This is a genomic window from Aminobacter sp. UC22_36, from assembly GCF_044056035.1.
Classification (GTDB): domain Bacteria; phylum Pseudomonadota; class Alphaproteobacteria; order Rhizobiales; family Rhizobiaceae; genus Aminobacter.
In genome coordinates, this window is the sequence record NZ_CP171996.1 from 3,464,008 (window position 1) to 3,476,910 (window position 12,903).

At 62.7% G+C, this 12,903-nt stretch carries 10 protein-coding genes and 1 pseudogene; 9 read left to right on the plus strand and 2 right to left on the minus strand.

The window, feature by feature from the left end; genetic code table 11:
* Positions 1-2: 2 nt before the first annotated feature.
* A pseudogene (locus ACHMW7_RS20450) lies at positions 3-1,221 on the minus strand (ROK family protein).
* Positions 1,222-1,461: 240 nt separating this feature from the next.
* Here ACHMW7_RS20450 and ACHMW7_RS20455 point away from each other — a divergent pair.
* From ACHMW7_RS20455 to ACHMW7_RS20485, 7 genes are all read left to right on the plus strand, one after another.
* Positions 1,462-2,700 (plus strand): extracellular solute-binding protein, encoded by a 1,239-nt coding sequence (locus tag ACHMW7_RS20455; RefSeq protein WP_395447329.1) that lies wholly within the window; start codon positions 1,462-1,464, stop codon positions 2,698-2,700.
* A 71-nt stretch (positions 2,701-2,771) separates the two neighbouring features.
* A complete protein-coding gene (locus tag ACHMW7_RS20460; RefSeq protein ID WP_395447330.1) occupies positions 2,772-3,656 on the plus strand; it encodes a carbohydrate ABC transporter permease in 885 nt (294 codons plus the stop codon).
* Positions 3,656-4,501, plus strand: coding sequence for a carbohydrate ABC transporter permease (locus tag ACHMW7_RS20465; protein WP_395447331.1), 846 nt, complete (start codon positions 3,656-3,658; stop codon positions 4,499-4,501). The genes ACHMW7_RS20460 and ACHMW7_RS20465 overlap by 1 nt, the downstream gene beginning before the upstream one ends.
* A complete protein-coding gene (locus ACHMW7_RS20470; protein ID WP_395447332.1) occupies positions 4,501-5,523 on the plus strand; it encodes an SIS domain-containing protein in 1,023 nt (340 codons plus the stop codon). The genes ACHMW7_RS20465 and ACHMW7_RS20470 overlap by 1 nt, the downstream gene beginning before the upstream one ends.
* Positions 5,524-6,453, plus strand: a complete 930-nt coding sequence (locus tag ACHMW7_RS20475; protein ID WP_395447333.1) for a PfkB family carbohydrate kinase — start codon at positions 5,524-5,526, stop codon at positions 6,451-6,453.
* Complete coding sequence (locus ACHMW7_RS20480; protein ID WP_395447334.1) at positions 6,450-7,535, plus strand: ABC transporter ATP-binding protein; 1,086 nt, start codon at positions 6,450-6,452, stop codon at positions 7,533-7,535. The genes ACHMW7_RS20475 and ACHMW7_RS20480 overlap by 4 nt, the downstream gene beginning before the upstream one ends.
* Positions 7,536-7,843: 308 nt before the next feature.
* Positions 7,844-9,136, plus strand: coding sequence for an NCS2 family permease (locus ACHMW7_RS20485; protein WP_395447335.1), 1,293 nt, complete (start codon positions 7,844-7,846; stop codon positions 9,134-9,136).
* Between the two features lie 79 nt (positions 9,137-9,215).
* Here the strand turns inward: ACHMW7_RS20485 and ACHMW7_RS20490 are convergent, their stop codons facing one another.
* Positions 9,216-9,737: a c-type cytochrome gene (locus tag ACHMW7_RS20490; RefSeq protein ID WP_395451383.1), complete on the minus strand. Its 522-nt coding sequence runs from the start codon at positions 9,735-9,737 to the stop codon at positions 9,216-9,218.
* A 521-nt stretch (positions 9,738-10,258) separates the two neighbouring features.
* On the opposite strand from ACHMW7_RS20490, the gene glpD reads away from it, so the two are divergent.
* Positions 10,259-11,782 (plus strand): glycerol-3-phosphate dehydrogenase, encoded by a 1,524-nt coding sequence (gene glpD / locus ACHMW7_RS20495; protein WP_395447336.1) that lies wholly within the window; start codon positions 10,259-10,261, stop codon positions 11,780-11,782.
* Between the two features lie 37 nt (positions 11,783-11,819).
* Complete coding sequence (locus ACHMW7_RS20500; protein ID WP_395447337.1) at positions 11,820-12,902, plus strand: ABC transporter ATP-binding protein; 1,083 nt, start codon at positions 11,820-11,822, stop codon at positions 12,900-12,902.
* Position 12,903: the final 1 nt, after the last annotated feature.

A 12,903-nucleotide genomic window follows, 5' to 3' on the forward strand; every position in this document is an offset into this window, starting at 1 on the left:
GCTCAGAACGCACCCGAACGCGTCTTGAGAATTGCCGAAAAGCGTGGATCGAACGCACGGCTGATCGGCTCGGCGGCGGCACCGAGCGCGATCGACCAGGGGTCGGCGATGCCGAGCTGCAGCCGCGGCAAGGTCCGCTCCGGCCGGTTGGCGATCGACGATGGCAGCGGCAGCATCGCGTCCAGTATCAGGCGCGCCAAAGCCTCAGGCGCGCCGCTGGTCAGGATCACCGTTTGCGGATCGAAGACCGTCTCGATGAGATGGACGCTCCAGCGCAGGTCCATGGCCGCATCCCTCACCCAGCCGATCAGCGCCGGATCTTCGGCCCTGGCCAGCTCCTCGACATGTTCGTAGAGGCCGGGTTCGGACGGGTCGAGGTCCAGATGCTGATAGAGCGAAGCAAGCGAGGCCCGGTGCTCGAGCACGGCTCCGTCGCTACCGCGCGGCGACAGCAGCGCCATGCCGATTTCACCGGCGTTACCGTTGCCGCCCCGGTAGAGTTCGCCATTGAGAATAAGACCGGCGCCGATACCGTAGCCGACATAAAGGCAAATGGCATGATCGAGGCCGTGCGCCGCCCCGACCATGCGTTCGGCAATAGCGCAGGCGGCAGAGTCGTTCTGCAGGCTGACATCAAGTCCGGTGCCAGCGGCGAGCGTCTCCAGCAGCGGATATTTCTGCCAGGCTGGCATCATCCACTTGTTGTCGCCGAACTCCTCCAAGCCAAAAGGGCCGGGCATTGCGACGCCCAATCCTACAATCCGCTTTTCGGACTGCGCCGAGATCGCGGCCAGGTCGCGTCTGATGCCCTCGATCACCCCGAGAATGATCTTCACCCCACCTTTAGGGTCGTCGGGTGGCAGATTCGGCCTCGGCACGCACCAGCACGGTGCCGACAAGGTCGACGGCGACGGCGCGTGTCAGGTGGCGGTCGATCTGCAGGCCAATGGCGAACGCGCCTTCCGGCACAAGTTTGTAGGGAGTCGAGGGCTGGCCCCTGCCCTTTCTCACAGCGTCGAGCGAGACGACGAAGCCGTCGCGTTCGAGTTCCTCGATGATGTTGGAAACGGCCTGCTTGGTGAGTTGCGTCGCCCGCGCCAGATCGGCGCGCGACAGTGCACCGTTGAGCCGCAATGCGTCCATCATGACACGGCGATTGTGGGCGCTTGTGCCCTCCTGGTTGGTGCCGCTGGTGGCTCTGATCGGGCTGATATCGCTCAACTCTTTTTCCCCTCTTGACTCCAATAGATAATTGCAGAAGTAATAAGTCAAGTCAGTTGACTTAATAAAGGAGCCGTGAGAGTTCCGGGGAATGAATGACAGCTGGAGCCGTCGCGCTTTTCGACCAGACACCCGCCTGAGACAGACCGCGAGGCCGAAGCCCAGCGCTCTTCCCAAGCGAGACGACAGCGCAAGGCGCTTCGTCGAACGGATTTTGCAAAAGTCAAACAGGAGGATCGAATGTTGAAATCTGTTAGCAGGACATTGCTCGGGGCGGCCTTCATCGGCAGCGCCTTCATGCCCCATGCCTTCGCCGAAACCTCGATCAACGCGCTGTTCATGGCGCAGGCGGCCTATAGCGAGGCAGACGTGCGGGCGATGGCCGAGGCTTTTACCAAGGCCAATCCCGACATCAAGGTCAATCTCGAATTCGTCCCCTATGAAGGCCTGCACGACAAGACCGTGCTCGCGCAAGGCTCGGGCGGCGGCTATGACGTGGTGCTGTTCGACGTCATCTGGCCGGCTGAATACGCCTCCAACAAGGTGCTCGTCGACGTTTCATCGCGCATCACCGACGACATGAAGAAGGGCGTGCTTCCAGGCGCCTGGACTACCGTCAATTATGACGGAAAGTCCTACGGCATGCCCTGGATTCTCGACACCAAGTACCTGTTCTACAACAAGGAAATCCTGGAGAAGGCCGGCATCAAGAGCCCGCCGAAGACCTGGGACGAACTGGCTGAGCAGGCCAAGATCATCAAGGACAAGGGAATCCTTGCGACGCCGATCTCGTGGAGCTGGTCGCAGGCCGAAGCCGCGGTCTGCGATTACACCACCCTTGTCAGCGCCTATGGCGGCGAATTCCTCAAGGACGGCAAGCCGGCCTTCCAGAGCGGCGGCGGGCTCGACGCGTTGAACTACATGGTATCAAGCTACACTTCGGGGCTGACCAACCCGAACTCCAAGGAATTCCTCGAAGAAGACGTACGCAAGGTCTTCCAGAACGGCGAAGCCGCCTTCGCGCTCAATTGGACCTACATGTACAACATGGCCAACGACCCCAAGGACAGCAAGGTCGCAGGCAAGGTCGGCGTCGTGCCGGCTCCCGGCGTCGCCGGCAAGAGTGAGGTTTCGGCGGTCAACGGCTCGATGGGCCTCGGCATCACCTCGGCCAGCAAGCATCCTGAAGAAGCGTGGAAGTTCATTACCTTCATGACCTCGCAGTCGACGCAGAACCAGTATGCCAAGCTCAGCCTGCCGATCTGGGCTTCGTCATATGACGATCCCGCCGTCACCAAGGGCCAGGAAGAGCTGATCGCCGCAGCCAAGCTTGGCTTGGCCGCGATGTATCCGCGCCCGACGACGCCTAAATACCAGGAGCTGTCGACGGCACTGCAGCAGGCGATCCAGGAATCGTTGCTCGGCCAGGCCAAGCCTGAAGACGCCCTGAAGGCTGCCGCCGAAAACAGCGGCCTTTAAGGCTTACTGCCCCAACTTTCCGGGCGGCTTCGGCCGCCCGGCCCTTTCGGTTCAAGTAAAAGAGTCGCCTCATGTCGGGCTCATGGATGACGACCCGCGCTTGGCTGCTGATGCTGCCATTGCTCGTGGTCATGATATCGGTCATCGGCTGGCCCCTTGTCGACACGGTTCGGCTTTCCTTTACCGACGCCAAGCTTGTCGGCACCGAGGGCAGTTTCGTCGGCCTCGACAACTACGCCAGGATGCTTTCCGGTCCGAACTTCCAGCGCACGCTGGTGACCACGACCTGGTTCGCGGTCATCTCGGTCGGCGCCGAGATGGTGCTCGGCGTCCTTGCAGCCCTTTTGCTCAATCAGCAGTTTCGCGGCCGCGCGCTGTTGCGGGCGCTGATGATCCTGCCATGGGCTTTGCCCACGGTGGTCAACGCGACGCTGTGGCGGCTGATCTACAATCCCGAATATGGCGCGCTGAACGCTGCCCTGACCCAGATCGGTCTGCTCGACGCCTACCGTTCCTGGCTCGGCGAACCCAACACCGCGCTCGCGGCGCTGATCGTTGCCGACTGCTGGAAGAACTTTCCGCTCGTCGCACTCATTGCGCTTGCGGCACTCCAGGCTGTGCCACGCGACATCACGGCGGCGTCGATGGTCGACGGCGCCGGACCCTTCGCGCGCTTCCGCTTCGTCATCCTGCCCTATCTTGTAGGGCCACTTTTGGTGGCGCTGGTGCTGCGCACCATCGAAGCGTTCAAGGTGTTCGACATCATCTGGGTGATGACACGGGGCGGGCCGGCCAACTCGACGCGCACCTTGTCGATTCTCGTCTACCAGGAAGCGTTCTCGTTTCAGCGCGCCGGCTCAGGCGCGTCGCTGGCGCTGATCGTCACCTTGCTGGTCACGGTGCTGGCCGTCGCCTACGCCGCCTTGGTCAGGAAAGCCGCGGGGAGTGCCAACTGATGGAACGCAAGAGCCTGCCGTTCACCGTCTTCATCTATGCGTCAGCGCTGCTGCTGGCCGTCGTGATCCTCGCGCCCGTGCTGTGGCTGTTCATCATGAGCATTTCGCCTGCCGCGGATCTTTCGGCCAAACCGCTGCGCTGGTGGCCGCAGACAGTTGAATTCTCGCGCTACACGATTTTGCTGTCGACGGTCGAAAACAGTGCGGGTGCTGCCTTCGTCGCCTCGCTCTACAACAGCCTCAGGATCGCCGGCATGGCGACGATCGCCGCGATCGCGCTCGCCATCCCGGCCGGCTGGGCGGTGTCGCGCACGCCAGCGGTGGGCTGGTCGCTGTCGGTGGTGATCGCCACCTACATGCTGCCACCCGTGGCGCTCGCCGTCCCCCTATACATGGGCCTGGCCTGGCTCGGCATGCTCAACAACATCTTCGGCCTGGCGCTGGTCTATCTCACCATCCTCGCCCCGTTCACCACATGGCTGATGAAATCCGGCTTCGATGCGATCCCGCGCGAAATAGAGGCGGCCGCGATGATCGACGGCGCCAGCCTGTTCCAGACGCTGCGCATCATCACCTTGCCGCTCGCCGCCCCGGTTGTTGCCACGTCGGCGTTGTTTGCCCTGCTGCTTGCCTGGGACGAATTCTTTTATGCGCTGCTGTTCACCTCGGACCTGCGCGCCAAGACACTGACCGTTGCCATCGCTGACCTCGCCGGCGGCCGCGTCTCCGATTACGGTCTGATTGCAACGGCAGGCGTTCTGGCGGCACTTCCGCCAGTGCTGATCGGGCTTGTCATGCAGCGTGCCCTGATCTCGGGCCTGACCAGCGGCGGTGTGAAAGGATGATGACCATGACCTCACCAAATACCAGACCGGCCGGGTTGCTGGCGATCGATCGCGAAATGGCGCGTCAGCATGGCGATGCACTGGCCTCGTTCGCCGAAAACGCCGAGATGGCAGCTAGGGTCGCCGCTTCCCTCGCAAAGACCGGCCAAATGCTGCTGCTCGGCATGGGCGGCTCGCATGCCGTGGGCCGCGCCGTCGAGCCGCTGTATCGTGCGCTCGGCATCGATGCCATCGCCATGCCGTTGTCCGAGCAACTCGGCCAGCCGCTTGCGCTCGAAGGCCGCACTGTGTTGATGACCTCGCAATCGGGCGAAAGTGCCGAGGTCGTGCGCTGGTTCGCGGAAACGGGCGGCAATGCCGACACCTTCGGCCTGACCCTTGAACCCGGGTCATTTCTCGCCCGGACAGCGCCATCACTTGTTGGCGTGGGCGGCACCGAGCTTGCCTTCGCGGCCACCCGCAGCCTGACCGTCAGCTTTGCGCTTCACCTTGCGATCCTGGCCGCACTGGGCGAGCATCCGAGTGGCGCGCTCGTTGCGCTCCAGGCGCCTGAGAGCGTCGACATCCGCCCAGCCCTCGCAGCGTTGGGCAACGTCATAAGTGTCGTCACATCGGGGCGCCGCCTGCAAGGCGTTGCCGAAGCACTCGCACTCGGCCTGACCGAACTGTCGCGTCGGCCGTGCTTTTCGCTCGAAGGCGGACAGTTGCGTCACGGTCCGATGGAAATGCTGGGGCCTGACATCGGCGTGGTGCTTTTCCGCGGCAAGGATGCGACCGCTCCGCTCGTCACGGCCATGGCAATTTCCGCCGTCGAGACCGGCGCACCCGTCATCGTATTCGATTCGTCGGGTGAAACACCGGTCGCGGGCGCGACGACGCTTGCCTTCAAGCCTGCCAGCGGGATGGACGCCATCTTCGCCATGCTGCCGACGGCGCAGCGCCTGATGATCGCGTTTGCCGACGCCCGCGTCGACAATGCCGGCACGCCAGTGCGTTCGACCAAGATCACGCGGAGCGAATGAATGCGGCCGCTTGCTGTCATCGGCAACGTCAATGTCGACCTCATCCTGGGCCCGACCGCACCCTGGCCGAGGGCAGGCACGGAGATCATCGTCGACCATGACGAATTGCGCGTCGGCGGCCAGGCGGGAAACAGCGCGCTTGCCTGGGAGGCCCTTGGGGTCGACTTCGAGATATCAGCCAATGTCGGCAACGACCAGTTCGGCCTGTGGCTGCGTGATGCCTTCGGCGATCGGGCGGCCAAATGGCCGGTCAGCCAGGAGCGCACGACACTTTCTGTCGGCATCACCCATCCCGACGGCGAGCGCACCTTCTTCACCACCCATGGCCACCTGCCCCGGTTCAGCCTGGCCGATGTGCTTTCGGTGCTCGATGGCGAGCGCCTTGCCGGCGGCTACGCCTTGCTGTGCGGCGCGTTCCTCACCATCGACCTCACGCGCGAATACGATGCCTTTTTCGACTGGGCGCATGGTCACGCCATTTCGGTTGTGCTCGACACCGGCTGGCCGCCCGACGGCTGGACTGATGCGAACTGCGCTTTGGTGCGCACCTGGCTGTCGCGCTGCGATTGCGCGCTTTTGAACGAGGTCGAGGCGACAACACTTGCCGGTCTCGACAATCCATCCGAAGCGGCCGCCGCACTTTGGTCCAGCATGCCCAAGGGCGCTATCCTCGTGGTCAAATGCGGACCGGACGGCGCCATTGCAATTGGCCTCGACGGCAAGCTGGTCTCGGCTGCAGCGCCTGCCGTGAAGGTCGTCGACACCATTGGTGCCGGCGACGTCTTCAATTCGGCCTTCATTGCCGCCCTGGCGAAGGACCAGCCGCTCGCCGCGTGCCTGGCCGCCGGGGTTCAGGTCGCGTCACGAGCCATTTCCACCTTGCCCCGCAGTTATGGCGGGTTGCCTGATATCAGGGACGCTGTTGCATGAGTGCGCTTGAAATCCAAAACATCCGCAAAAGCTACGGTGCGGTCGAGACACTGAAAGGCATCGACATCGCCTTGCAGAGCGGCGAGTTCCTGGTGCTGCTCGGCTCGTCGGGTTGCGGCAAGTCGACGTTGCTCAACATCATCGCCGGGCTGGCCGAGGCAACAAGCGGCGATATCCGGATCGGCGATCGCTCGATCCTCGGCGTCCATCCCAAGGACCGCGACATTGCCATGGTGTTTCAGTCCTATGCGCTTTACCCCAACCTCAGCGTCCGCCGGAACATCGGCTTTGGCCTGGAGATGCGCAAGGTGCCGGTCGCTGAGCGCAACAAGGCCGTGCTGGAGGCGGCCAGGCTGTTGCAGATCGAGCCTTTGCTCGACCGCAAGCCGAGCCAGCTCTCCGGCGGCCAGCGCCAGCGCGTTGCCATCGGCCGGGCGCTGGTGCGCAAGCCGCAGGTGTTCCTGTTCGACGAGCCGCTTTCCAACCTCGATGCCAAGCTGCGGCTCGAAATGCGCACCGAGCTCAAGCGGCTACACCAGATGCTGAAGACGACGGTGGTGTATGTAACGCACGACCAGATCGAGGCGATGACGCTGGCAACCCGCATCGCGGTGATGAAGGATGGCCGCATCGAGCATCTCGGCACACCGGAAGAAGTCTACAACCGTCCGGCCACGCTCTACGTCGCCGGCTTTGTCGGCGCTCCGCCGATGAACATCCTCGATGTCGAAGTCGACAATGGCTCGCTTGCCATTGTCGGGTCCGATGTGCGGCTGCCTCTGCCAGAACGCTTTAGAACGGTTGTGTCTGATGGCGAGCAGCTTGCCCTTGGCATAAGACCCGAAGCCCTGAGACTTGCATCTGCCAATCAAACCGGCGGCCACGCCCTGCCGGTACGTATCGAGGTGGTTGAACTGACCGGGCCCGAGCTGGTCGCCACCGCGCGCATCGGTCCGCAAAAGCTCACCGCATGCCTTGCGCCACGAGCCAAGCTCGGACAAGGTGACGCTGCGGCACTGCTGGTCGAAGACGACGCGCTGCACCTGTTTCACAGGGCCTCCGGGCGGGCGTGCCTCGCCTGAGGACATCGTCCGAACGGGCGGGATCCATCAACAAAAACGCGAAACTGCTTCTAGCAACTGCCACTTGTGCGATGGGAGCAACGGGCAGAAATTAGCCGGGTTTGCTCAAGGCACTCATGTCTTGCGTCAAATTATCGGTCACGGTCGGCTTGGGATGGACACGCTGGGACAGCGTCAGAGCCGACAGGTGTGAGGAGCAGCAACGCTCGGCAAGGCCACGGGTTCTTCGATCCGCTCGGGATCATGGACCATTGCGGCCCTGCGCGTGACGGACGGCCGCCCCCGCACCGCATGGGAGGAAGCAAAGAGTGCTCGAGAAGTATTTTAACCTGAAGGAACAAGGCACGTCGGTTCGGACCGAAGTGATTGCCGGTGTCACGACCTTCCTGACGATGGCTTACATCATCTTCGTCAACCCGGAGATCCTGTCGTCGACCGGCATGGACCGCAACGCCGTGTTCGTAGCCACCTGCCTCGCCGCAGCAATTGGCTCGCTGATCATGGGCCTGGTGGCGAAATGGCCGATCGGCATGGCGCCAGGCATGGGCCTCAATGCCTTTTTCGCCTTCACCGTCGTCGGCGCCATGGGCTTTTCCTGGCAGCAGGCACTCGGTGCCGTCTTCATCTCCGGCGTCATCTTCCTGCTATTGACGATCAGCGGCGTGCGCAGTTGGCTGATTGCCGGCATCCCGCATTCGATGCGCAGCGCGATCGCCGCCGGTATCGGCCTGTTTCTCGGCATCATCGCGCTGAAAAGCTCGGGCATCGTCATTGCCAGCCCGGCAACCCTGGTGACGCTCGGCGACCTCAGCCAGACCGGAACGCTGCTGGCGATTGCCGGCTTCTTCATCATCGCCGCCCTTGACGCCCTCAAGGTGCGCGGCGCGATCCTGATCGGCATCCTGGTCATCACTGTTGCTTCGATGGCGCTTGGCGTCAGCCAGTTCAACGGTATCATTTCGATGCCACCTTCGATCCTGCCGACCTTCCTGCAGCTCGACGTTGTTGGCGCACTGCATGCCGGCCTGGTGCACGTCATCCTGGTGTTCGTGCTGGTCGAGGTGTTCGACGCCACCGGCACGCTGATCGGCGTCGCCAAGCGCGCAGGCCTCATCGAGCCGGGCAAGCCGAACCGCCTCGGACGCGCGCTTTTGGCCGACAGCACGGCGATCGTCGCCGGCTCCCTGCTCGGCACCTCAAGCACCACCGCCTATGTCGAAAGCGCCTCGGGCGTTCAGGCCGGCGGTCGTACCGGCCTCACAGCTTTGGTCATCGGCGTGCTGTTTCTCGCTGCGCTGTTCTTCTCGCCGCTGGCCGGCTCGGTACCGGCCTATGCGACGGCACCTGCCCTGCTCTACGTCGCCTGCCTGATGATGCGCGAACTGGTCGAGGTCGAGTGGGCCGACATCACCGAGGCAGCGCCTGCCGCGCTGACCGCACTGATGATGCCGTTCACCTACTCGATCGCCAACGGCCTGGCCTTCGGCTTCGTCAGCTATGCGGCGCTCAAGCTCCTGACCGGACGCCCCGGCGAAGTGCACGCTGCGACGTGGCTGGTTGCGGCGCTGTTCATCATCCGCTTCGCCTTCTTCGCGCACTGAGACCAACCACCAACATCGCCGGAGGCTGCTTGCGGCCTCCGGCGATTTGCATTTCGGGCCAGCCGCACGGATGGCTGGCTCATTGGGGAGCGGCCGCCGCGGTTTCGCCGGGCGGCAAGATTCTGAACGTAAAGGTCGAGACCTTTTCGCCCGGCTTGAACGGGCCAGGCACTGCATTGCTGACCGGCTTCACACTCTTGAGAAAAGCGGCGATGGCGCCAGCATCTTCGGGAGTGAGTTTGGCCAGGGCTTGCCACGGCATGATCGGCGCCAGTTGACGTCCGTCCGGTCGCTGGCCGGTCTGAATCGCTGTGACGATCTGTTCGTCCGTCCAGTTGCCGATACCGGTTTCCTTATCGGGCGTGATGTTGCGGCCGACGAAGACACCCAGCCCCGGGATTTCGAAACCAACGTCCGAGCCGCCGAGGTATTTCGACTCATCCGGCTTTCCCAGGAGATAACCCTGGGTGTGGCAGTCGGTGCATCCACCCATCGTTACCAGATACTGGCCCCGGGCCACCTGGGCATCGTCGGCACTGGCCGCCGGCGATACGGCGATTGCCGTGGCAAATAATGCAAGTCCAATCGGTGTCCGAAACATCGCTTCACCCGTTGTCGTTGCCTGTTTTTCCCTTTCCTCGCAATTCCGCCGCCTTCCGGCCCGGCTGGGGCCGGACAATGCCGAATTTTCGCACCACAACCAGCGGCTGACCATAGCCGTCCCCATAGCGCATTCGATGTATGTTCGCAGCGGCATGGGCGGCGGCCACACATGCGCCTGACGACGTCGCACGTGACAGCGATGAGGCCATCATTTGATCCCTTTCGTTTTCACTAAATCCAGCTGAAAACGAAAGTCGCAACAGGCAATTGTCGTGCGTTGCCCGAGAGCGGTTCAGTTTCGCAGTTCGGAAAACAGAAAGATTCCTTGCCTTTTTGGGGTATTTGGCGAGGAAACCGTCGCCCGCCTTGAAAATTCAGACAATTTGCGCAAGGTCAATTCAAAGCCCGCGATCATCGTTATATTTCGTTTGACATTCGTTATGCGTTCGAAATAATCACTATGAGGCTTCGAAAATTGCTTAAATTGCTGCAGTGCGAAAAGGCGACGAAGGCGTGAGCATGCCCGAAATACACGACATCTTCGTCATCGGCGGCGGCATCAATGGCTGCGGAATCGCACGCGATGCGGTCGGGCGCGGCTATTCCGTCTACCTCGCGGAAATGAACGACCTCGCCTCCGGCACATCATCCTATTCGACCAAGCTGATCCATGGCGGCCTGCGCTATCTCGAACACTACGAGTTCCGGCTGGTGCGCGAAGCGCTGATGGAGCGCGAGGTGCTGTGGAAAAATGCGCCGCACATCATCTGGCCGATGCGTTTCGTTCTGCCTTACGCCAAGGGCCTGCGTCCGGCCTGGTTGATCCGGCTTGGCCTGTTCCTCTACGACCATATCGGCGGGCGCAAGCTGCTGCCGCCGACCCGCACCCTGGACATGCGCAGCGATGCCGCCGGAAAACCGCTCAAGCCGATGTTTTCGCGTGCTTTCGAATATTCGGACGGCTGGGTCAACGACGCGCGGCTGGTGGTTCTCAATGCCCGCGACGCCGCCGATCGGGGCGCTGTCATCCGCACCCGCGCCAAGGTGACGAGCGCGCGTCGCGACAACGGCCATTGGAACATCCGCGTCGAGGACCTGCGCAACGGTCAGGTCGAAGAGGTCAAGGCGCGGTTGATCGTCAATGCCGCCGGTCCCTGGATCGACCACGTGCTGACCGAAACCGTCGGGCAGAACAACGTCCACAATGTGCGCCTGGTCCAGGGCAGCCATATCGTGGTGGAGAAAAAGTTCGACGACCCGCGCGCCTATTTCTTCCAGAACAAGGATGGGCGCATCATCTTCGCCATTCCTTACGAGGAAGACTTCACCCTGATCGGCACCACCGACCAGGATTATGACGGCGATCCGCGCACCGCCAAGATCAGCCAGACCGAGATCGACTATCTCTGCGATGCGGCGAGCGAGTATTTCGCCGAGCCGGTCAGGCCCGAGCACATCGTCTGGACCTATTCCGGCGTGCGGCCGCTTTACGATGACGGCGCCAGCAAGGCTCAGGAAGCGACGCGCGACTATGTGCTGAAGTCCGACGGCAGCGAAGGCCAGGCGCCGATCGTCAACATCTTCGGCGGCAAGATCACCACCTATCGGCGCCTTGCCGAGTCGATGCTCGACATCATCGAAAAGCACCTGGGCAAGAAGGGAAAGTCCTGGACAGCGACCGCTGCCCTTCCCGGCGGCGAATTCGCAGCGACGGCGTTTGACGCGGAAGTGGTCAAGCTCAAGGCCGCCTACCCGTTCCTCGACATGCGGCTTGCCCGACGACTGACCAGGCTTTACGGCACGCGCGCCAAGGCACTGCTTGGCCTGGCAAAGTCCGAAGCCGACCTGGGGCGCCATTTCGGCGCCGACCTCTACGAGGCCGAGGTGCGCTATCTCGTCGACAATGAATGGGCGGTGAGCGCCGAAGACATTTTGTGGCGGCGCACCAAACGGGGCCTGAAGCTTGGCAAGGAACAAGCGGCGTCACTCGATGAATTTCTGCAAGGAATAAGCCCGGGCGTGCACAACGCCGCGGCAGAATAGGCAAAACCGCCTGCGTCTGCCTCTGGGAGGAGGAATTATGCTGGAACTGCGCAACGTAACGAAGACGGTGGCCGGTGCGGATCATATCCGCGACGTCTCGCTGACGCTTCAGCACGGCAGCCTGAACGTGCTGCTGGGACCGACGCTTTCGGGCAAGACCAGCCTGATGCGGCTGATGGCCGGGCTCGACAAGCCGACGTCAGGCTCGATCCGGTTCGACGGCGTCGATGTCACCGGCGTGCCGGTGCAGAAGCGCAACATCGCCATGGTCTACCAGCAGTTCATCAACTACCCGGCGATGACGGTCTACGAAAACATCGCCTCGCCGCTGCGCGTTGCCGGCGCCGACAAGTCCAGGATCGACCAGGAGGTCAAGCGCGCCGCCGGGTTGCTCAAGCTGACGCCTTATCTCAACCGTACCCCGCTCAATCTATCCGGCGGCCAGCAGCAGCGCACCGCGCTCGCCCGCGCCATCGTCAAGAATGCCAAGCTGGTGCTGCTCGACGAGCCGCTGGCCAATCTCGACTACAAGCTACGCGAGGAGTTGCGCGCCGAACTGCCGAAAATCTTCGCCGAAACCGGCGCAATCTTCGTCTATGCCACGACCGAACCGCACGAGGCGCTGCTGCTTGGCGGCAATGTCGCGACGCTGGCGGAAGGCCGCATCACCCAGTTCGGCCAGACGATCGAGGTATTCCGCAAGCCGAACGACCTGATCACGGCGCGGACCTTTGCCGACCCGCCGCTCAACACCATCGTGTTGAAGAAGAGCGGCCGCAGTTTCCAGCTTGATGGTGGGGTGGACCTCCCGGTGCCAGGCGACCTCGCCGGCATTGCCGACGCCAGCTATACGATCGGCTTCCAGCCCCACCATCTTTCTTTTGAGAAGCGCACGACCGACGCCGTCGGCGTCAAGGCGAAAGTGTCGGTGACCGAGATCACAGGCTCGGAGAGCTTCGTGCATCTCAACTACGCCGACGCCCGCTGGGTGATGCTCGCCCACGGCATCCGCCAGTTCGAGCCGGACGAGGTCATCGAAGTCTTCATCGATCCGCGCCACGTCATGGTTTTCGACGCGAACGGCCGCTCGGCCGCTTCGCCATCGCAGCTGGCAGCATAGG